This window comes from Actinomadura sp. 9N215 (assembly GCF_044326345.1).
Lineage (GTDB): Bacteria > Actinomycetota > Actinomycetes > Streptosporangiales > Streptosporangiaceae > Spirillospora.
In genome coordinates this window covers 45917-64398 of the sequence record NZ_JBIRBA010000021.1, presented here as the reverse complement: position 1 = coordinate 64398, position 18482 = coordinate 45917, and the positions used below count along the sequence as shown (strand labels likewise).

Here is an 18482-nt window from a genome sequence, read left to right as displayed (position 1 = left end):
CCTAGTAGGCCAGCCGGTTCTCATCGAGGCGGCCGAGTAGCGCGTCATCGAGGACGAGGAATCCGCCGTACCGGGTCGCCGATTGCAGGGCCCATTTGGTGATCCATTCCTCGTCGCCGAACTCGTGCGTGATCCCGCGGATGAAGCAGTCCATTTCGATGGGGTCGCCGCCGCCGGGCGGCCGGCGGATGATGGTGATCCGGTCGCCGATCTGCCGGCCGAGCGCGTGCGGCCACAGCTCGTTCGCCGCGACGGCGGGTTCGAGGGTCAGTTCGGTGAACCGCAGCTCCGGGTAGGACGCCACGGCGGCCAGCCACTGGGCATAGGCCAAGGCGTCTTGGTCGGCGTCCAGGATCGGCGCGGACGGCGGGGTGAAGGTCCGCTTGTAGAACAGCGCCTGACTGGTGGTGTCGTCGGCGACCTGTTCCACCGGTTCATCGGGCGGATCCTCGTCGGCGCGGGCGGCGCGGGTGACCCGGACCTCGTTGTAGAACGTCGCGTCGTCGCTGGACACACCGAGGTCCTTGTAGGGCAGTTCGTCGCCGTCGTCGCCGAACACCGCCTGCGCCGTGTTGGATCGCGCGTCGGTGAGCAGTGCGTTCCGGGCCCGGAACCGGACCCGGCCGCCGCCGTCGATGTACAGTTCGCCGATCTCGGAGTCGGCGGTGATCTGGAGTTCGGCGAGGACCTCACCGTCCAGGGTGGTCGCCTGCACGATGGTGTCACCGTCGTCGATGTCGCGGGCCTGGGTGCTCCATCCCGCGCTGTCAAGGATCCGGGTGATGCGGGCCCCGGTCGTTTCCCCTTCGCCGGCGGCGGGTGCGGCGGCGCGGGAGATCCCCGCCAGCACCTTGAATCCGTCGGTGGCGGCGAGGGTGGTGATCGCCTGGCCCGGGTCCTCGTAGTGGACGTCCCAAGCGTCGGCGGTTCCCTGGAAGAGCTCGTACACCACGTTGGCCCAGGTGGCCAGGACTCGCACGGCGCGCATCGCCGTGACCTGCGTCGCTCGCTGCTGCGACAGCTCGACCTCGTCGACCCACAGCACGGCGGACGGCGGTGGTGTGCCGTCCAGGGTGGGGATGATGTTGGCCTGGGCGGCTCCGGCCGGGGCCATCATATCTGCGGACATGATCGTCCACGTGTCGGCGGCGACCGCCTGCGCGTTCACGCTGGTGTCCAGGTAGCCGCCACTGGCGTCGAACCAGTTGATGTTCAGGCTGACGTTGCGGGCGGCGGCGCACCGTACCCAGCCCTGCGCCCGGTAGGTCTGGCTCGCCTCCACCGGCACCGGGTCCGAGTCGATCCGGACCAGGGCTGACACTCCATCGGGGACGATTTTGCCCGACGCGGTACCGGCATGGGTCACGGTCGTGTCCTGGGACAGGGCGCCTCCGATGCCCGTCCAGCTGGTCAGTCCGTCCTCGAAGCCGGGGTTGTCGTTCAGGACGTACGTGGTGCCGTCCTGCGCCCCGGCGGCCTGGGTGTAGGGCCCGTTCAGGTTGGAGGGGTCAAGGTCCCTGTCGTGGTTGGCCAGCGGCACGCTGAGCGTGCCGGGCTCGTATTGCACGATCGGGGAGTCGATGCGCTGTGACCCGCGGGACACGATGCCCTTGCCTTCGGTGGCCCGGTCGGCGAGCTCTACCCAGACCGGGTCCTGTTCGGACCCGTCGCCCAAAGTGCCGGTGTCCAGCCGCCCGCGGGTGGGGTCGTCGAGGGTCAGTAGCGTGCTGGTGGAGGCGCCGACACGGAACGCGGCCTGGATGGACAGCTCGGGGAATTGCGCCGTCATGGCCGACCTGCCGTAGCGAGTCGGCCACCGCGGTGCTTGTACTCCAGCAGGCAGTCGTTGATTTCCTTGCCGACGGCGCCCTTGTTCGCGGTCGGCGGCACCTGCACGGTCACGTTGACGTTCTGCGTGACGTGCACGACCTTCGTCCCGGCGCTGTGCACCCGCCCGGCGCCGCCCGGCACCATCACCTCGGGGCCGTTCTCACCGACCAGGTACGGGGCGCCGAACGCGACCCGCCCACCGGCCGCCCGGCGCCGTCCCGGGTCGCCGAGCATCCCGAGCGCCTGAGCGTTGCGGCGCTGCCAGTCCGCGCCGCCCATCGCCGCGGCGGCGCCCTGCCCGACGGGGCCACCGGTGTAGAACCGGGCGCCGTCCGGCCACCGCCACGAGTAGCCGCGGCTGGAGGGGATCTCCTGCACGTGGGACCCGGTGAACGGTGCCTGGATGATGTAGCCCGGCCGGTCGCTGGCGAGCACCACGTGTCCCATGTGCGGGAACCCGAGAGCGCCTGGCCGTCGTGACGATGGGTGCGAGTTGGCCCACTGGGGGCCGGTGACGCCGCCGATGGACGTCCGAGCGCCCTTCCACCACGCGTACTCGGTGAGGCCGGAGCAGTCGAACCCGAAGGTCCCCGACCCGCGGCCGATCCCGAAGCTGGGGCCGCCCTTCCCGCCGCCGCCCCAGCTGTAGGGGTACCCGATCATCGACCGGGCGGCGCCGACCACCCCGTTCGCACCGCCGAACATCTTCGCCAGCGCCTTGGCGATCTGCAGGTACATGCGCAGCATCCCGGCGGAGATCGGCGCGAAGTCGTGCCGCAGCGCCCTCGCGCCGGGGGTGTCCACCGTCAGGCCCATCCCGCGCGCCACTTGCCCGCCGGCGGCGTAGCCCTTCAGCAGGCCCCGGCGGGCGGCGGCGCGGAGCCGGAGCATCGAGCCGTGCCCGCCGACGTCGTCGACCTCCTCGGGCGTCCACACGTGCTCGTCCACCCGCAGCAGCGCGGGCTGGGAGTCGTAGGAACGGGTCGCGCCCGCCCACATCGCCGGAACTGGGCCACCGGAAGCCAGGCCGGGGATCCGGCGGCCGGGGTCATGTGCGGTCCACTTCCCGACCGCGTTGACCTTCACGCTCACGTTCCGCTTGGACGTGATCTTGTTCAGCTCGTCGTTGACGTCCTTGCGGAACTTCTCCACCGCCCGCGCCGCCGACTTGAGCTTGCCGCCCAGGCCGGGCACCCACCCGAACGCCTTCGCCGCGCCCTTGACCAGGTGCGCCGCGAACGCCAGGAAGAACCGCAGCACGTCCGCCAAGACCTTGATCGCGACGGTCTTGAACCCGCCGAACGCGGACCGTGCGGTCTTGGACCAGTCCTGGACGACCTTGCCGCCCTTGCGGAGGTTCTTCCAGACCCGCTCGCCCTCCTGCCACAGCAGCTTGAAACTCTTGATCGCGTACACGATCCAGGTGCCCGCGATCTTCAACGCGATCTTCAGTTCCGTCGACCACAGCTTCAGGAAGAACTTCGCGGCGAACTCGTAGATCTTCTTCAGGACGTTCAGGATCTTCTTCCACGGGACGTCGCCAGAGTCGATCTCCTTGTAGATCCGGCGGAGCTGGGCGAACAGCTCCTTCAGCACCGTCTTGTAGAACTTGGCGATCTGCGGGGCGATCTTCTTGGCAACCCAGTCGCCCAGGTCCCGCAGCGCCGGGATCAGCTTGGTCCGCGTCCAGTCCGCGATCTTCCGCAGTTCGACGCCGAACTTCTGCCAGTCACCCGCGGCCTTGCCGGTCTTGGGGAGCTGGAACCCCTTCTTGATCTGCCCGCCGAACTTCACCACCGACGTCATGGCCCGGGTCGCGACGTCGGTGACCTGCGTCTCCACCGTCCGCTTGAACCCGGTGAGGCGCGCCTTGAACGTCGACCCCATCGCCTTGCCCGCGGCGTCGGCGGCACCGCCGAACTTGCCGAGCTTGCGGGTCGCCTCGGACGGGTCGATCTTCAGCAGCGCCTTGCTCATGTCCTCGGACTGGGTGCCGAGGATCTGCTGCGCGATCGCGTACCGCTGGGTGGGGTCCTTCACCTTCCGGAGCCGGTCGGTGATCTGGTCCAGGGCCTTGGTCGCGGTCGGGCCGCCCTTCCCGAACGCGGCCGCCATCTCCTTGGCGTTCAGGCCGAGCTTCTCCAGCCCGGGCGCCGCGGACATGTCCTGCACCCGGATGTTCAGTTCCTTGAGGCCGTCGGCGACGATGTCGGCGTCCCGGGCGCCGCCTTGCAGGCCCTGCTGGATGATGCCCATCGCCTGCGCGCCGTTCAGACCCAGGTCCCGGAACTGCGTCGAGTACTCATTGAAGGTGTCGAGCAGGTCCTCGGCCTTGTTCGCGCCCATCTGCGCGCCGCGCGTCAGGATGTCGAACGCCTCTTTGGAGTTCTTGGCCAGGCCGGTCTTCATCATCTGCCCGACCGCGACGGTGACCGGGCCGACGTCCTCACCCATCACCTGGGCCAGGTCCATCGCCCGGGCGCTGGTCGCCTGCAGATCCGCGCTGCTGGCGGTCCGCATCCCGTCCATGTTCCGGATCACCGCCGTGATCGCGGTACGGACCTCGTCCATCGACTCGCCATACGCGGAGCTGTACAGCTTCCCGGCGACGCCGCCGATCCGCTGCGACTCCTTGGCCGACAGGCCGAGCTGCGCCTGGAACTTCGCCGTGGCGGCCTGCGCGTCCAGCCCCTTGGCGACCGCGGGCGCGATCAACGCGGCGGCACCGGCGACCACGCCGAGGATCGGGCCGAGCTTGGCGGCGACCGCGCCGAGCTTGCCCATTTTCCCGGCGCCCTGCTCGGTCGATTCGTTCATGTCCTCGATCGCTTCGCCGGTCTCCTGGGTGGTGCGCTGCACGCCCCGGTCCCGGGCGACGAAATCGAACTGGATCCGCCGGGTTTCAGTGCTGCTCACGGTTCGCCTCCTCCCGCTCCTCGTCGCGTCTGCGCTGGTCGATGTACTGGACGAAGCCCACGAACTCGTCGGGGGCCAGGTCCCAGACGGTGATCACGGTGAGGCCGAACCACCGCCAGAGCCCGTCGGCGTAGTGGATGACCTGGGCTCGGACGCCTCCGCGGCTTCGGGCCCAGATCCCGGCTCGGCCGCCGGCGTCGCCGGTTCCTCTTGGGGGTGGGAGGGCGCCGCCGGGGCGGGGTCTTTTCCCTCGCCGCCCTCCGCCTCGCCAGCCTCGCCCTCGCCCTCGGTCTCGCCCGGCATGAACTCGAAGGACAAGTTCACGAAGTCGACGTCGATGTCCTCGAACGGCGGGCGGATCCCCTCCCGGCGATGCAGGACGTCGACCATCGCGAGCAGCGTCTTGATCGCCAGGCCGGTGACGCCCTTCTCCTCGACGTCGACCAGGCCCTGAAAGAAGTCCCCGACGTCCATGCCGGTGGTGTGCTCGATGCGCTCCAGCTCCCGCAGGGTGGGCCGCTCGAACTCCCAGCGGTGCTCCTTGCCCGCACACTCGGGGACAAGGCAGTCCTTCAACGTGATGATCATCCGCCGCCGCCTAGTTCATCCATCGCTTCTTTGATCACCTTCGCGACCTCGGCCTGCACGGCAGGGATGTGCGGCCGGATGGTCACGAAGAAGTAGGGGTGCGCCCGCTGCGTCTTCCACGGGTCGTGGCCCCAGCTCGGCGACCGCCACCGTGGGAGGGTCCCCTCCAAGTACTTGGACAGGTGCTTCTCCCCGTCCGGGAAGTGCCGGGGGTCGACCCGCAGCCGGACCCCGGCGTACTTGCCCGTCAGGCTGGCCTTGGCCTGAACGCCGCGCGCCGTGGCATCCCGGAGCCGCCGGGGCCGCGCCGCCCTGGCCTGCGCCGACCGCAGATCCGACGTGCCGCCCGGCGTTCCCCGCACCGCCCGCTGGATCTCCGGCACGATCGGCTGCACCGCGCGCCGCATCCGCATCAGCGCTTCCTTCTTCAGGTCCTTGCGGCCCGCACGCTGAAGGTCCCGGCCCAGGCGGGCCAGGTCATGGGACGAGACGGAGACGTTCACCGGTCAGATCGCCGTGTCCGTGGAGATGTAGCGGAACTGGTACGCCGGGTCGACGCCGTTGTCGTAGACCTCGAACTCCATCTGCGCCTTGACGATCCCCGGCCCGTCCACCGAGGGACTGGACTCCTTGAACTTGATCGCCGGGGCGATGAACGACAGGTGGAACGGCTGCCCGGTGTCGGCCGCACCGAACTCCAGCGTCAGCTCCAGCGCCAGCGCGTTGAACGCCTTGTACACGTCGTACAGCTCGGTCTTGGCGAACTCCGCGTCGAGGGTGCCGGTCACGGTCGGGTAGTCGTTCTCGATCGGCTCGGCCTTCAGCCCGGCGTTCCCGACGCCGTACCGGTCGACCGCCATCGGCGACTCGCCCTTCAGCTGCACCTGGTTGACGACGGTCGCGACGGCGACCCCGCCGGTGATCGAGGTCTTCCCGCTCGCGGTGGCGGGGGTGCCGCCGAGCTTCAGGGTGGCGTGCGAGAAGTTGTACAGCTCCGCCCCACTGGCGTAGGACGCGGTGGCCAGCCCGGTCGTGGTGTCCTCGTTGCGGCCGTCCAGCGTCACGCTGAGCTTCAGGTGATCGCCGTCCTGGACGGTCATCTCCCACTGAGTGATCTTGCAGCCGGTATAGCCGAACGGACGCACCGTGCCGGTGCCCGGCTCGGGACGGCCGACCTGCACGGTCATGCTCTTGCCGTACATGTCGCCGGGCGTGTGGACCTGCTCGTAGGCGGTGGTCGCGCCGATCTGCGTCGCCGTCCCCGAACTGCCGATCATGTGCTTGAGCAGGAGCCCCAGGCCCTTGTTGGGGACCTTGATGTCGAACTTGCCGTTCACGTCCTTCCGGCTGACCGACACCCGGGAGGACCGCTTGAACTTCCCGCCCGCGCGCAGCCCCTCACCTTCCAGCCACGTGGGCATGAACTTCATGTCCTCGTTGTCGAACTCCAGGAACCGCGTCACGGTGACGCCGGTCCCGAACGTCGACTCGGCCGCGAACCCCAGCTGCGCGTCCAGACCGCTCCGGGTCGTCATCAGTCCTCACCCTTCTTGGTCTTGGCGGGGGCGCCGGTGACGTCCTCCCACAGCTGCTGCGGCCACACCGGCGCCGGATCGTCCTTCGTCCCGGCGCACAGCTCGTCGGGGACGTCCAGGACCTCGCCCGCCTTGACGTTGCCCAGGTACCGGCCCCGGACGTTGATCTCGTGACCGAGGTCGGGCACCGGCTTCCCGGCCTCGTCGCGGCCCGGGTTCGCCGGGCCGATGAACCTCTTGCGCATCGACTTCTCCTAGGTGATCCGGGACCGGACCGGGATATTGATCGTGAACACCAGGACCGCGGCCAGGCCCTGGGAGTTGGTCGGGTACCGCAGCGCCACGTCGGTCACCGCGGCGGCGCCGCCGGTGGTGAATCCGCCCAGGCCCGGGTCGGCGCGCAGCCCGTCCTCGATCGCCTGCAGCAGCGCCGTGGCGGCCTCCCGGCGGGGCCGTAGCGTCGTCTCAGCGTTGCCCGTCGAGGACCCGACCGCGCACGTGACGTCGATCGCCTCGTCCCGCACCATCGCGCCCAGCCCCTTCCACGCCTGAGTGGAGCGGGCCGCGTCCTCCTCCTCGTCGACCGGGCCGTCGCCGCCGACCACCGCCCACTCCCCGGTGGGGAAGGACACCTGCGGGCCATCGGCGACGACGGTCCCGACCGGCAGCGCGGCCTCGAAGAGAGCGACGAGCTTGTCGATCGCGTCGGGGATCTGCGTGCTCATGCGAACCCCACCTGCTCGCCCATCTCCACGCCGAGGAGCTCCTGCGCGCGGCGCGGCACCGAGTAGGCGTACCGCGGGTCGAAGTCGTCGGACTCCTGCGAGAAGGGGCCGCGGGCGGCGGGTCGCTGCGTCTCCCACATGTGCTGAACGATGATCAGCCCGGCGAGCCGGACGTCCGGCAGGTCCGTCGCCACGGCCGCCGTGTTGGCGACCTTCCCGGCTACGTACGCGACCGACACCGATTGGATCCCCGGCAGGAACGGCGTCCGAGCCGTCCCCGCCACCCGGGCCAGCACCCCCGACTTCGACACCTTGTACGCGCCGGCGTCCAGGACGGTGCCGCTGTCGGTGACCGAGGTGATGGAGGCGACCGGGATGTTCGACAGCAGCAGCTCGCAGCGGCCGCCGTCGAACACCTCGGTCACGGTCCGGTTGACGACCGCGCCGACGTACCGCTCGACCACGCGCGTGACACCGCTGACGAACCCGGCCAGCTCCGCATCCGAAGCGGAGTCGGTGATGTTCAGCTGCGCCTTGGCGTCGGCGAGCGTGAAGAGGTCGGTCGCGGCCACCGGTTACGCCTTCTCTCGCGGCGTCTTGTCCTCGGCCGTCTCCTTGCGGGGACGACCCGGGCCGCGCTTGACCGGCCGGGACGCGGGCTTGGCCTCGCCGTCGTCGAGAAGCTCCCGGTAACGGCGAGCTTCCACACGCGCCTGTGCCGCCAGCACGTCGCGGCCGGCGTCCTCGTGGTCGGCGGCCGCGCGCTCCAGCGACTCGGCCACGCCTCGAACCTCACCCTCGACCCGCTCGATCTCGCCGTTCACCAGCTCGGCACGCTCGGTCTTCTCGTACTTCTCGCAGTGCGCCAGCTCCGCGCGATACCCGGCCAGCTCGGCCGCCAGGTCGTGATCCGCCATCTCGTCCCTCCTTCCATGAGGACGGCCCCCGATCGGGGGCGACGGGGGCCGCCCAGCCCGTGGATCAGTAACCGGCGGTCGGGATCAGGCCCGTGCCAGAGATGACGGAGATGGAGGTTGGACGCCGGTTCGCCATGAACGCGGCGTAGTTGTACACCTGGAACCGGACCTGCAGCGTCCCGGACAGGACCTCCTGCAGGACGCGGGTCCGCATCGACCCCTCCCACAGGTACAGGTCGGAGAACCGGGCCTCGATGACACGGGTCTCGTTCGTGCCGGCGCCCAGGTTGCTGGGGACGTTGCCGTCCAGGTAGACCGGCAGGCCCAGCGCGAGCATGCCGACCGGGCCCTCGGAGGCCAGGGCGTCCTGCACGGCGGCCGGGTTATAGGCGGCGAGCGTGGTGATCAGCGGCCTGTTCGTGGTGTCGAGTTGCGCCGTCGCCCAGTACCAGATGGAGGGGATCACTACTGCGGCGGTGGCGGGCATCTTGCGGCCGGTGGCGACCTTCGACGCGCCCTGCGCGAACGAGGGATACATCTCCGGCAGCGTCGGGGTGGCGTCGGTGTAGGTGACCGAGTTGATGCCCGCGGTGTTCAGGATGCCGGTGACCTGCCCGGACGAACCGGACCCGTTGATGACCTGAAGGTCCAGCTGCATGTTGTAGTCCGCGATCAGGTCGTCGAACACGACCTCGTCGAAGCTGATCGGGGACTGGTCGAGCAGCTGGATCGCGACGTCCTGCTGACCGGAGATCGTGCGGACCGGCGCGGTCACGAACGTGTCGGTCATGTCCGTCGAGGGGACCGCCCCGGCATCCGCGGTCTGCACGCCCGTCGCAGTGCCGGTCGCGACCTTCGGCAGGTTGATCGAGTCGGTGCCCGACGGCAGCGTCATCGTCCGGCACAGGTTCGCCGTGGTGCGACCGTACCGGGGCAGGTCGATGTACTCGTCGACCAGCCACAGCGGCGGGACGAAGTAGCCGCCCTGCCCGTCGGTGCGGTTGGGGTTCACGCGCTTCTCGAAAACGCTCGCCCGGTACTGCTCGGGGAGGTTGTCGATGCCGCGCATCTCCCGGCGAGCGATCTCCTCGCGGCGCTTCTCCCGCGCGGGCATCTCCACGCGCAGCTCGTCGCCGTGGCGGCGGAGCCGTTCACGGGCCTCGACCAGGCCGCCGTCGCCGTCGCCGCGGTTGAACTCGATGCGAGCCAGGTCCAGGAAGTAGCTGTGCCCGGCGCCGCGCTGGTAGGTCAGCGGTTCGTTCACCTGCGCGCCCGCCTTGCGGGCCTCGTTCGGCGCGGCGGGCTTCTCCGCGCCGTACTTGGCGCGCAGCTCGTTGGCGGCCTGCTCGCGCTTCTCGTCGGCCTCCAGCTCCTCGACGCGGCCCCGGACCTCTTCGATCTCGGTGTCGAGCGTCTGGATCGCGGCGCGCTTCTCGGTGAACGCGGCCGCCTCGGCCTCGTTCAGATCGCGCTTCTCGGCCGACGGCGCCTTCAGCACCTCGTCGAGCTCGGACTTGCGGGCCGCGCGCTGCTCCAGCAGCTCCTTCAGACGGGCCCGGAGGAATTCCAGCATGGGGCATCTCCACGAATAGCGGACGATGCCTGCTCTCTCCGGGTGGTGCCCCAGGTGGTGCCCGGCGTGCGGGTCCGGCGTGGGGTCCGGCGCGTCGAATGACGCAGGCGTACATGACCAGAATGCGGGACACTCCCGCGAGCGTCAACTTAGGTTGAGGTTCTACAGGGCGTCGGCCTGCGCGCGCGCGAGGGAGAGCGGAAGCTCGGCCGCCGGAGCGGCGGCGAACCGGCGGCCGAGCCGCTCCCACAGCGCCCGCGCCTCGGCCTCGGGCAGCTGGTCGAAGTCGGCCGACCGCAGCGCCACCGACGTGGCCGGGTTCGCACCGAAGTTCACCACGGAGACGTCCCCGCGGTGCAGGTCGACCTCGATGATGTCGCGCTGGTCGAAGTCCGGCGACCACTGCTGACGCGTCACCCGGAACGCGAAGCTCATCTCGTCGACCGCGTGGTCCTCCAGCGCGGTCAGCATGTCCTTCACGTCCGACCGGATCGGGTTCACGTCCGCGGACATGTGCAGCCCGGTCGCGTCCTCTGCGAGTCGCAGCGACCCCGCGCGGGTGTAGGCCATCGACAGGCCACCGTGGTTGAGCAGGAGCTGCACCTGCGGGTTCTCCGCCAGGGTCTTGGTGAACGCGCCCGGCCGGACGACCTCCCCGTACGCCCCGAACGGGTCCCACATCTCGAACACCTCGTCGGTCACCGACGCGTAGCCCTCCACCGTCGTCGGACCACCGGCGGTGGTGGCCTGCCGGACCTCCAGCCGCACCGGGTAGTGGTGCCGCTCTATGCCCCGCTTCGCGGCGCGGTCAGCCTTGTTCATCAGTTCTGCACCTTCACCGGGACGGGCGGCGGCGCCGGGTTGGCTTCCGCCGGTAGCTCATCCCCACCATCCAGCGGGGGCAGGTCTTCCTCGGCACGCGCCTCGTTGACGGTGCCCATCTTGTTCCGCAGCGCGATCTCGTGCGCCTGGTACCGGGTCAGCAGGTCCGAACGGAGCAGGCCCTTGCGGTTGAACTTCACGTTCCGGCCAGCGGGCAGCAGCTGCGTCAGGATCCGCTCCAGCCGGACCAGCCACGGGTCCACCGAGTAGGTCAGCAGGTCGAGCGAGCGCTGCTCGATGTTCGCGTACGTCAAGCTCTCACCGCTCTCGTACCCGAAGATCTGCGTGTATCCGGGGCCGAACAGCCGGCAGCACTCCGCCGAGGTGAACCCCTGCGTCTCCAGCATCTGCGACTCGTTCGGCGCGACCTGCACGACCTGGTACTTCCACCCGGCGCCGAGCACGGCCGGTTCCCGGGTGCCGCGCAGACTGGCCATGAACCGCTCCTTGGCGGTCTTCGCCTGCCCCTGGTCGAGCTTGGACTCATTGGTCAGGATCCCGGACGGGTGTGCGCCCTCGTGGAACCACCGCAGCCCGAACTGGGTGGACTCCACCCCGAGAGAGATCACCCCGGACCCGTACTCGATCGGGGAGGCGCCCAGCAGCCGCCCCGGGACGGGATAGGTCCGCTTGTGCCACATGTCCTTGGCGGGCACCTCTCGGCCGTTGACCCGCCACTCCGGCGGGTCCCCGTTCCACGGCTGGAACACGCTCACACGGTCGGGGTGCTGCAGCTGGATCATCGTCGGAGTGCCGCGCAGCGTGTCCCGCATCCCCGCCGGGACGGTGCCGTACAGGTTCCCGCGCAGCATGAACGAGATGATCGCCTGATACAGCCAGTCGGGCAGGCCGTGCCCGTCGCCGCCCAGGTCCGCCAGCCACCCCGGAACCGGCAGCTTCCGCTTGTCCGGCGCCTCGGAAGAGAAGATCTCGATCGGCATGCACTCGGCAATGGTCGCCGTGAGGTTCACACATCCCCACACGGCGGTCTTCTGCAGGCTCCACTCCATCCCCGTCACCGCCGGGCCGGGAAGACCAGCCTGGGAGTTCGGCGGGATCTGCGACGAGGCGGCGAAGAACGAACCCAGGGACGCCGCGCGCCGCTCCAGGCCACGGCCGAACAGGACGCTCATGGCCGCCACGCCGGGTTGTGGTCGGGGTGATCTGCGTACGGCAGGGCCACCCTCCGGAGCATCAGGTCAGCGGCCTTGCGCATGGACTTGATCTCGTGAGCGGTGACCTCGGTGTCGTGCTCATCGGTCCACCCGGACAGGTACTCACACAGGTCGATCTGCTGCCGCTTGCTCTCGACCTCGGCCAGTTCTCGCGCCGCCTGGTCGCGCCCGCCGTCAGGGCATTCGTCCGACGCTGACCGCTCGTCCTCCAGCAGTCGAGCGCGCAGGAACTCCACCAGGTCACTCATTCGCGGAACGCCCCTTGCCTTCGTCGTGGACACGGTCAGCGAGCAGCGCCACCCCGGCGACGATGAACCCGCCGGGCGGCCACGCCAGCCACGCCCCATACGCCAGCAGCGCCACACCCGCCAGCCCCCGCAGCGCAAGGACGGCCGTCAACACGGCCCTGAGCGCCGTGCCCGCAGCCCCGGCCACCAGCGCACGCACCGGCACCCGCTCGACGCGCCGAGCAGCCAGACGACGCCTCAGCGCCCCCGGCCGACCCGCCGCGCTCACCGCTACCACAAGCACTCCACCCGCCCATTGTCAACCAAGGTCGAGGTATACGCCAACCATGGTTGAGGTTTCACCAGATGTTGTCCATCGGATCGGCGTCCACATCCGCCCACTCCGCATGCCCAGACGCCGCATTCGTCACCGCCACCAGCGGGCAAATGTCGGCGTCACCGCGCCGATCCCACGTCACCCGGTCCCCCAACGGCCTCGTCGTCGCGCCCTTCACCGCCTCGTTCAACGGCTCATCGTCCAGATGCACCAGATCCCGGGTGTCGGTCGCCGCGTCCAGGAACCGCCCGTACGCGTCCGCCACCGCGCCCGTGTCGATCGCCAGCACGTTCAGCCCCGCGTCCTGCAGCGGCTTGATCAGCGACGCCGCCGGACCCCGCTTGTCCACCACGAAAACGCAGTCGTACCGGCCGCCCAGCTCCACGCACCTGGGCACCACCCACCCCGACCCCTGCGCATGGTTGATCACCTCGACCACCAGGGCGCCGTTCTCGTCCCGGAACGCCGCCCCGACCGCGGCCATGCTCCGGTCCGGCGTCATGTCCACCCCGAACGCCGGCCGCCGCGCACCCTCGTCACCCGGCCGCGGGGCCTCGCCCTGCACGGCCAGCTTCGCCCAGTCCGCCTCGCCGATGACCTCCCAGCCGCCCTCATCCTCCTCGTCCGGCGGATAGTCCGAGACGCCGAGCCGCTCCCGCGCAAACTCCACCGCCCCCATCGTCCGCAGTTCCGCCGCGATGAACTCCTCACTGATCCGGATACCGAGCGCCGGGTTCGCCTGCGCCCACAGCCCCGGGTCGGCCAGCACACCCCTCACCCGCTCGGTCTCGTCCGCCGCCGACCACTCCAGGAACGTCAGCGACGGGTCCGGCTGCCCGTCCTCGATCGCCTTCACCGCGCGGCGCCGGAGCCGGCCGAGCTGCTCGGAGATCTCCCACCCCGCACTGGAGGCGTAGACGATCTGCGGGTTCGGGCGCGCGGACATCGTCGGCATGACCGCGCCCATCATCCCCGCATCCAGCCGGAACGCCTCGTCCATGATGACCTTGTCGCCGGAGAACCCCCGGGCCGCCTTCTCCGACCGGGCATGGAACTTGATCCGCTGCCCCGACCGCAGCTCGATGCCCTCCTTGCCGTGCGCCTCCGACACCCGCCGGACCCGCCGGGACAGGTCCGGGCAGCCCGCGATCAGCTCCTTGATCCGCAGGAACATCTCCCGCGCCGTGTCGAACCGGTGCGCACTGAACATGATCAGCGGGTCATCGAACAGGAACAGGCAGCCCAGGACGTACGCCTCCAGTACAGCGCCCTTCCCGTTCTGCCTCCCGACGATCATGCAGTTCTCCAGGGTGTTCCACCGGCCCGGCCGCTCCACCGACTCGGCGCACAAGTCGTCCAGCACATCGCCCTGCCACGGGTCGAGGTCCAGCCCGGCCAGGCTCGCGAGATCCCGCACCTCCGCCCCCCACGTCCGCTCGTAGGCCGGGACCGTCCGCAGCCGCGGAGTCTGCACACCCAGCAGCGTCACGCCCCACGCTCCTCGCGCCGAGACCGCAGCTCATCCACCGAGTCCGCCTTCGACGCCGGCGGGAACCGCTCCGCCAGCACCCGCAGCGTCTCCCGCAACTCCTTCGCGCACTGCGCCGCCTGATTCGGCTGATGCGCCCCGTCCTGACGCCGCGCCAGATCCACCGCCGACGCCCCAAGAGCGCAGGTCACAGCCTCGTCAGCCATGGCCGCCAACTCATCTCGCGTGGCCCTCTCCACCGGCCCCATGATCAACCCCTCTCACCCTCCGTGACCAAACGCGGCACCACGGGGAGGGAAAACGTGGACTCAGTGCCGGGTCTTGTGATCATGGCCCTCAAAAATCCCTGACCTGCGGTTTCGTTGATCGTTTCGTGGTCGGAGTTGGTCACCATGATCTTGGTCTCCAGGTGCCTGTGTGCGCTGCGTGATCGTTTGGGCCCTCATGGTCGGCTAGCCATTGGTCGATCAGGGCATGCCATGCCTCGGGCCGGTCCTGTGCCCTTCGGTGTAGCTCGTCGGCTGGCGCGGTGAGGGTGATGACCTTGGCTCCGGCCTTGGCGTACTGGTGTTGGCGGTGGGGTGAGGGTGCGGTGTCGATGATCCAGACGGTGGAGCCGCGGCGGTGGCAGCCGATCGCGGCGCGGATGGCTGTCTGCCTCGCGGCCTTGGCGACGTAGGCGATGGGGGCAGGGTGGTCGTGGGTGTCGGGGCTGCCGAGCGCCTGGGCGATCTGGTCGTAGTCCACCACGATGTCGCCGGGCTTGGCGTGGGTGCGGACGTGGGTTGTCTTCCCGGCGCAGGGTGGGCCGGTGACGATGGTCAGCACGGTCACCACCTCCTCGGTCGCCAGGTCTTGCGGTTCGATGATCCGTTGCCGCGTCGGCTGTTGCAGCCGTAGTGGCTCGGTCTCGCATTGGCCAGGGTGGACTGGCCACCCTTCGACCTCGGGGTGATGTGGTCGAGGCTGAATGACCATCGGGTGCGGGGCGCGGGGCCGCCTTGTTCGGGTGGGCGGGTGTCGATGGGTTGTCCGCACAGGTGGCAGGGTTCGCCGGCCGCGGCGCGTTTGCGGATGATCGCGGCGATGGCCTGGTGCCGTGCGCCGAGCCCGGGCTTGGCCACTGCCCGCCCTCCTTCCGGGGTGCCGCCCCGACGTGCCACGCGGGCACGTCGGGGCGGCGGGTTGGCTACTCAGGGGGCCCGAAGCACAGCCCGCGCATGGCTCGCTTGGCCGCTTCCTCGACCGTGATCCCGGCGGCGTCCTCGCGGACATGGTCGCCGAGGGTGTCGCCGGTCGGCCCGGTCTTGGTCTCACCGTCGTAGGTCTCGACGGTCCTGTACGTCGGGACGTCGCCGAGCTTGTCGGCCAGGCCGGAGTGGATGAACGCGTGCGCCATGAGCGGGCGGGCGTTCTCGTAGAACACCTTCGACCATGGCGACCACGTCATCAGGGCCAGCAGCCGATCGTCGCTGACGAGCCACTCGCCCGCCGTCGACCACCGCTTGCCGTCCGCGTCCGGCCTGGCCTCCGGGTCGTCCACCGTCAGCCACACGCCTAGGTCGATGACGTCGTTCATGCACTCCCATCCGAGAGCGCCCCGCTCTTCGTCGCGCTCACGCTGGGCACGGATTGCGTCGGCCTGCTCCCGCTCGGCCCACTCGTGCGCCTTGTGGAGCGGGATGCCGAGCGGCTCGGCCAGCTCCGAGAGCAGGAAGTACCGGACGTCAGACCCGTCCTCGTCCTTCGCCTGGGTGACAAAGTGGATCGGCGCGCGGCCGAACCCGAACAGGTCGATGGTCACGTCCTGCATGCGGACGGGGAACAGCGGCACCCGTTCGTGCAGACGCTCCAGGGCCTCACCGACGCGTGCGGCGTGCGCCCTGATGCCGTCCTCCATGAGATGGACGCCGTCAGCCTCCTCGAAGCGCGTGGCGATCTGCAGGCCGAGGGTGTGGAACGACATCCGGGCGGTGAAGTCGACGACCTCCTCGATGGTCATCGCCTCGGCTTCCTCCACCGTGCGGCCGGTGAGGCGGGCCAGCGACTCGTGCATGGCCCGGACGTTGTCGCGGTCTTCGGTGGTGGTCACGGCTGAAGTCCCTTCAGGCACTCGGGGCCGATGCCCCGCAGCTTGGAGTCGTTGTCGGTGAGGGCACGCCCACAGCAGCCGCACCGGCCAGTGAACTTGCCGTACTGGGCGCGGTAGTAGTCGGGCTTCGTGACCAGGTCGTCGAGGATGTACAACTCGTGGCCGCGCGGACCCCACACCTCAGTCGTCCAGTCGCGCTCGCTGTCGAGGACCTCGCGGACGAGGTCGTGGTCGATCCCGGGGACGACGACGGTGGTGCCGGAGATGAACCGGTCCTTGCCGACGCGGCGGCCGGTGCGGGTGACGCGGGACTCCTTGCGCTCGAACAGCCGATAGCCCAGCAGTTCGGGCATGTGCCCGCACTCGTCCTCGACGCCGTTGTCGAGACATTCGCATGGCTGATGGAGGATCTCGATGGCGTAGTAGCCGCGTGGGATGTCCTGCCAGGTGCGGGACGCCACTCGTTGTTCCCACGAAACGGCGGTCGTCCGGCCGGTCACCACAGCGCTCCCTGGTCGGGGCGGACGATGACGCCCTCCAGGACCGGCGGCGGCGCGGTGAGCCGCTTGATCTCGGCGTCGATCCTGGCGCGCTCCTCGGCGATGATCGACGCCTCGTCGGTGCACGGCTCGGCGCCGTACCAGATGGCGGGGTGGTAGAAGTTCCGGGCGGCGTCCCGGCGCTGGCTCCGCAGTTCCTTGAGTCGCTTCCGGTCAGCCTTGCTGAGGTTGGGCTTGGACGTCTTCGGCCTGGTCACGATCCACCACCCGGCGTCCAGAGCGTCCCGTCCGGCGCGAGACGCTCCATGATCTGGAGGAACTCGGCGCGGTCGGCCCCGTCCATCCGGGCGACGATCGCGCCCATGGGCTCGCCGTCGGGCAGGCCGTGCGCGTACCGCCGCGTGAGTTCCTCGATGCGCTCGAAGTCGGCGAGCTTCTCGGTGTGGTACTCCTGCGCCCGGACGGCGTAGTCGCGGACGGCTTCGATCTCCTCGCGCGTCGCGGACAGCGCGAGGTCGCGCTCCGCGTCGGTCAGCGGGCGGCCGTCCTGCTCGTGGCGCCATGTGGCCGGGCCGCCGCCGGTCATGTCGATGCCGCACAGCAGCGACACGACCTCGGTTCGGATGGTCATGACATGCTTCCTTCCTGGCCGGGCGCGGTAGGGACGCGCCCGGCCGTCTCGTTCTTCATCGGGTGCGGTGGGCCCGTAGCCAGTCGACGGCGCGCCACGTCAGCCACGCCGATGCCGCGCAGCCGAGCCAGAGCGTGACGTAGAGACCGATCAGGGCGAAGGTTTGGACGGGCAGCGGGACGCCGTCGAGGTTCATCGGGCGGCCTCCTTGCGGGCGGCCTTGTCGCACCAGGGGTCATGGACGATGCGCAGCAGGACGCCGCCGGAGATGTGGCGGGTCGGGACGACGTGCGCGTCGCAGCCGTCGCACTGGGTGCCGTCACCGTGGATCGGCTGGCCGTCGAGCGCGCACAGCAGCTCGAACATCAGGACGAGGTCGTCCGGCGCGGTTGGCTGGTCGGTCATCGGGTGGCGCTCCTGGTGGTGCGGCGCTCCTGGACAAGCGCCATCGCGCGGGCCAGGTGCTTCGTGCAGAGCAGCAGTTCGGCCACCGGGTCGGCCGCTTCTGCGGTGCACTGCTGCTCATTGCGCCGCAGGTAGCGGCACCTCACGATGCGGTCGGACATGTCGAGCTCCCTAGAACGGCGGGGCGTCGTTGGAGCCCTGGGCGCCGCCGTTCGTCCAGGGGTCGTCATTGCGGTTCTGCTGGCCAGCGGGCACGTTCTGGCCGAAGCCGCCGCCGGACGGCGCTGCGCCAGACCGCTGGGCCTTGGCGACCTTCGCGGTGGCGTTGCGCAGGGACGGGCCGATCTCATCGACCTCGATCTCGAAGACGGTGCGCTTCTCGCCCTCGCGTGTCTCGTACGACCGCTGCTTGAGGCGGCCCTGCACGATGACCCGCATGCCCTTGGTGAGGGTCTCGGCGCAGTGCTCGGCGGGCTGACGCCAGACGTTGCACGTCAGGAACAGGGCCTCGCCGTCCTTCCACTCGTTCGCGGCCTTGTCGAAGAACCGCGGGGTCGAGGCGATGCGGAAGTTCGCGACGGCCTGCCCGGTCTGGGTGAAGCGCAGCTTCGGGTCCTCGACGAGGTTCCCGACGAGGGTGATCTGGGTGTCGCCTGCCAT

26 protein-coding genes are annotated in these 18482 nt (G+C 69.8%); all 26 read right to left on the bottom strand.

Going from position 1 to position 18482, the window contains the following annotated elements; translation table 11 throughout:
- Position 1: 1 nt before the first annotated feature.
- Positions 2-1789 (bottom strand): carbohydrate binding domain-containing protein, encoded by a 1788-nt coding sequence (locus tag ACH34T_RS30115; protein ID WP_396024310.1) that lies wholly within the window; start codon positions 1787-1789, stop codon positions 2-4.
- Positions 1786-4746, bottom strand: coding sequence for a phage tail tape measure protein (locus ACH34T_RS30110; protein WP_396024309.1), 2961 nt, complete (start codon positions 4744-4746; stop codon positions 1786-1788). Before ACH34T_RS30110 ends, ACH34T_RS30115 begins: the two co-directional genes overlap by 4 nt.
- A 93-nt stretch (positions 4747-4839) precedes the next feature.
- Positions 4840-5334 carry a hypothetical protein gene (locus ACH34T_RS30105; protein ID WP_396024308.1) on the bottom strand — a complete coding sequence of 165 codons (495 nt, stop codon included), beginning with the start codon at positions 5332-5334 and terminating at the stop codon, positions 4840-4842.
- Positions 5331-5837, bottom strand: coding sequence for a hypothetical protein (locus tag ACH34T_RS30100; RefSeq protein WP_396024307.1), 507 nt, complete (start codon positions 5835-5837; stop codon positions 5331-5333). Before ACH34T_RS30100 ends, ACH34T_RS30105 begins: the two co-directional genes overlap by 4 nt.
- A gap of 3 nt (positions 5838-5840) precedes the next feature.
- Positions 5841-6869, bottom strand: coding sequence for a phage tail tube protein (locus tag ACH34T_RS30095; RefSeq protein WP_396024306.1), 1029 nt, complete (start codon positions 6867-6869; stop codon positions 5841-5843).
- On the bottom strand, positions 6869-7114 hold the full coding sequence (locus ACH34T_RS30090) for a hypothetical protein (protein ID WP_396024305.1): 246 nt from the start codon (positions 7112-7114) through the stop codon (positions 6869-6871). Before ACH34T_RS30090 ends, ACH34T_RS30095 begins: the two co-directional genes overlap by 1 nt.
- 9 nt (positions 7115-7123) lie before the next feature.
- The gene (locus ACH34T_RS30085) at positions 7124-7594 is read right to left on the bottom strand and encodes a hypothetical protein (RefSeq protein ID WP_396024304.1); all 471 of its coding nucleotides are present in this window, start codon (positions 7592-7594) and stop codon (positions 7124-7126) included.
- A complete protein-coding gene (locus ACH34T_RS30080) occupies positions 7591-8166 on the bottom strand; it encodes a head-tail connector protein (protein ID WP_396024303.1) in 576 nt (191 codons plus the stop codon). Before ACH34T_RS30080 ends, ACH34T_RS30085 begins: the two co-directional genes overlap by 4 nt.
- Before the next feature lie 3 nt (positions 8167-8169).
- Positions 8170-8511 (bottom strand): hypothetical protein, encoded by a 342-nt coding sequence (locus tag ACH34T_RS30075; RefSeq protein ID WP_396024302.1) that lies wholly within the window; start codon positions 8509-8511, stop codon positions 8170-8172.
- A gap of 64 nt (positions 8512-8575) precedes the next feature.
- On the bottom strand, positions 8576-10084 hold the full coding sequence (locus tag ACH34T_RS30070; RefSeq protein ID WP_396024301.1) for a phage major capsid protein: 1509 nt from the start codon (positions 10082-10084) through the stop codon (positions 8576-8578).
- Between the two features lie 162 nt (positions 10085-10246).
- A complete protein-coding gene (locus tag ACH34T_RS30065; protein ID WP_396024300.1) occupies positions 10247-10906 on the bottom strand; it encodes an HK97 family phage prohead protease in 660 nt (219 codons plus the stop codon).
- Positions 10906-12099, bottom strand: coding sequence for a phage portal protein (locus tag ACH34T_RS30060; protein WP_396024299.1), 1194 nt, complete (start codon positions 12097-12099; stop codon positions 10906-10908). Before ACH34T_RS30060 ends, ACH34T_RS30065 begins: the two co-directional genes overlap by 1 nt.
- Complete coding sequence (locus ACH34T_RS30055; RefSeq protein WP_396024298.1) at positions 12096-12389, bottom strand: DUF6221 family protein; 294 nt, start codon at positions 12387-12389, stop codon at positions 12096-12098. The genes ACH34T_RS30060 and ACH34T_RS30055 overlap by 4 nt, the downstream gene beginning before the upstream one ends.
- Complete coding sequence (locus tag ACH34T_RS30050; RefSeq protein WP_396024297.1) at positions 12382-12594, bottom strand: hypothetical protein; 213 nt, start codon at positions 12592-12594, stop codon at positions 12382-12384. Before ACH34T_RS30050 ends, ACH34T_RS30055 begins: the two co-directional genes overlap by 8 nt.
- A 133-nt stretch (positions 12595-12727) precedes the next feature.
- Positions 12728-14194 carry a hypothetical protein gene (locus tag ACH34T_RS30045; protein ID WP_396024296.1) on the bottom strand — a complete coding sequence of 489 codons (1467 nt, stop codon included), beginning with the start codon at positions 14192-14194 and terminating at the stop codon, positions 12728-12730.
- The gene (locus ACH34T_RS30040; protein ID WP_396024295.1) at positions 14191-14400 is read right to left on the bottom strand and encodes a hypothetical protein; all 210 of its coding nucleotides are present in this window, start codon (positions 14398-14400) and stop codon (positions 14191-14193) included. The genes ACH34T_RS30045 and ACH34T_RS30040 overlap by 4 nt, the downstream gene beginning before the upstream one ends.
- A gap of 181 nt (positions 14401-14581) precedes the next feature.
- Entirely contained in the window at positions 14582-15028 is a 447-nt protein-coding gene (locus ACH34T_RS30035; RefSeq protein WP_396024294.1) for an AAA family ATPase, read from the bottom strand.
- Positions 15025-15318 carry an HNH endonuclease gene (locus tag ACH34T_RS30030; RefSeq protein ID WP_396024293.1) on the bottom strand — a complete coding sequence of 98 codons (294 nt, stop codon included), beginning with the start codon at positions 15316-15318 and terminating at the stop codon, positions 15025-15027. Before ACH34T_RS30030 ends, ACH34T_RS30035 begins: the two co-directional genes overlap by 4 nt.
- Before the next feature lie 65 nt (positions 15319-15383).
- Positions 15384-16286: a hypothetical protein gene (locus ACH34T_RS30025; protein ID WP_396024292.1), complete on the bottom strand. Its 903-nt coding sequence runs from the start codon at positions 16284-16286 to the stop codon at positions 15384-15386.
- Positions 16283-16786, bottom strand: coding sequence for a DUF6011 domain-containing protein (locus ACH34T_RS30020; RefSeq protein WP_396024291.1), 504 nt, complete (start codon positions 16784-16786; stop codon positions 16283-16285). Before ACH34T_RS30020 ends, ACH34T_RS30025 begins: the two co-directional genes overlap by 4 nt.
- Entirely contained in the window at positions 16783-17043 is a 261-nt protein-coding gene (locus ACH34T_RS30015) for a hypothetical protein (protein WP_396024290.1), read from the bottom strand. Before ACH34T_RS30015 ends, ACH34T_RS30020 begins: the two co-directional genes overlap by 4 nt.
- Positions 17040-17417 (bottom strand): hypothetical protein, encoded by a 378-nt coding sequence (locus ACH34T_RS30010; protein ID WP_396024289.1) that lies wholly within the window; start codon positions 17415-17417, stop codon positions 17040-17042. Before ACH34T_RS30010 ends, ACH34T_RS30015 begins: the two co-directional genes overlap by 4 nt.
- A gap of 55 nt (positions 17418-17472) precedes the next feature.
- Entirely contained in the window at positions 17473-17613 is a 141-nt protein-coding gene (locus tag ACH34T_RS30005) for a hypothetical protein (RefSeq protein ID WP_396024288.1), read from the bottom strand.
- The gene (locus tag ACH34T_RS30000) at positions 17610-17822 is read right to left on the bottom strand and encodes a hypothetical protein (protein ID WP_396024287.1); all 213 of its coding nucleotides are present in this window, start codon (positions 17820-17822) and stop codon (positions 17610-17612) included. Before ACH34T_RS30000 ends, ACH34T_RS30005 begins: the two co-directional genes overlap by 4 nt.
- On the bottom strand, positions 17819-17983 hold the full coding sequence (locus ACH34T_RS29995; RefSeq protein WP_396024286.1) for a hypothetical protein: 165 nt from the start codon (positions 17981-17983) through the stop codon (positions 17819-17821). Before ACH34T_RS29995 ends, ACH34T_RS30000 begins: the two co-directional genes overlap by 4 nt.
- Before the next feature lie 10 nt (positions 17984-17993).
- Positions 17994-18482, bottom strand: a complete 489-nt coding sequence (locus ACH34T_RS29990) for a single-stranded DNA-binding protein (RefSeq protein ID WP_396024285.1) — start codon at positions 18480-18482, stop codon at positions 17994-17996.

What these genes read in the sequence shown, in the direction of transcription:
- ACH34T_RS30005 (WP_396024288.1), bottom strand. Translation starts at nt 17,613, where the DNA reads ATGAACCTCGACGGCGTCCCGCTGCCCGTCCAAACCTTCGCCCTGATC.
- ACH34T_RS30065 (WP_396024300.1), bottom strand. Translation starts at nt 10,906, where the DNA reads ATGAACAAGGCTGACCGCGCCGCGAAGCGGGGCATAGAGCGGCACCAC.
- ACH34T_RS30070 (WP_396024301.1), bottom strand. Translation starts at nt 10,084, where the DNA reads ATGCTGGAATTCCTCCGGGCCCGTCTGAAGGAGCTGCTGGAGCAGCGC.
- ACH34T_RS30075 (WP_396024302.1), bottom strand. Translation starts at nt 8,511, where the DNA reads ATGGCGGATCACGACCTGGCGGCCGAGCTGGCCGGGTATCGCGCGGAG.
- ACH34T_RS30085 (WP_396024304.1), bottom strand. Translation starts at nt 7,594, where the DNA reads ATGAGCACGCAGATCCCCGACGCGATCGACAAGCTCGTCGCTCTCTTC.
- ACH34T_RS30055 (WP_396024298.1), bottom strand. Translation starts at nt 12,389, where the DNA reads ATGAGTGACCTGGTGGAGTTCCTGCGCGCTCGACTGCTGGAGGACGAG.
- ACH34T_RS30115 (WP_396024310.1), bottom strand. Translation starts at nt 1,789, where the DNA reads ATGACGGCGCAATTCCCCGAGCTGTCCATCCAGGCCGCGTTCCGTGTC.
- ACH34T_RS30000 (WP_396024287.1), bottom strand. Translation starts at nt 17,822, where the DNA reads ATGACCGACCAGCCAACCGCGCCGGACGACCTCGTCCTGATGTTCGAG.
- ACH34T_RS29995 (WP_396024286.1), bottom strand. Translation starts at nt 17,983, where the DNA reads ATGTCCGACCGCATCGTGAGGTGCCGCTACCTGCGGCGCAATGAGCAG.
- ACH34T_RS30090 (WP_396024305.1), bottom strand. Translation starts at nt 7,114, where the DNA reads ATGCGCAAGAGGTTCATCGGCCCGGCGAACCCGGGCCGCGACGAGGCC.
- ACH34T_RS30040 (WP_396024295.1), bottom strand. Translation starts at nt 14,400, where the DNA reads ATGGCTGACGAGGCTGTGACCTGCGCTCTTGGGGCGTCGGCGGTGGAT.
- ACH34T_RS30010 (WP_396024289.1), bottom strand. Translation starts at nt 17,417, where the DNA reads ATGACCATCCGAACCGAGGTCGTGTCGCTGCTGTGCGGCATCGACATG.
- ACH34T_RS29990 (WP_396024285.1), bottom strand. Translation starts at nt 18,482, where the DNA reads ATGGCAGGCGACACCCAGATCACCCTCGTCGGGAACCTCGTCGAGGAC.
- ACH34T_RS30105 (WP_396024308.1), bottom strand. Translation starts at nt 5,334, where the DNA reads ATGATCATCACGTTGAAGGACTGCCTTGTCCCCGAGTGTGCGGGCAAG.
- ACH34T_RS30060 (WP_396024299.1), bottom strand. Translation starts at nt 12,099, where the DNA reads ATGAGCGTCCTGTTCGGCCGTGGCCTGGAGCGGCGCGCGGCGTCCCTG.
- ACH34T_RS30095 (WP_396024306.1), bottom strand. Translation starts at nt 6,869, where the DNA reads ATGACGACCCGGAGCGGTCTGGACGCGCAGCTGGGGTTCGCGGCCGAG.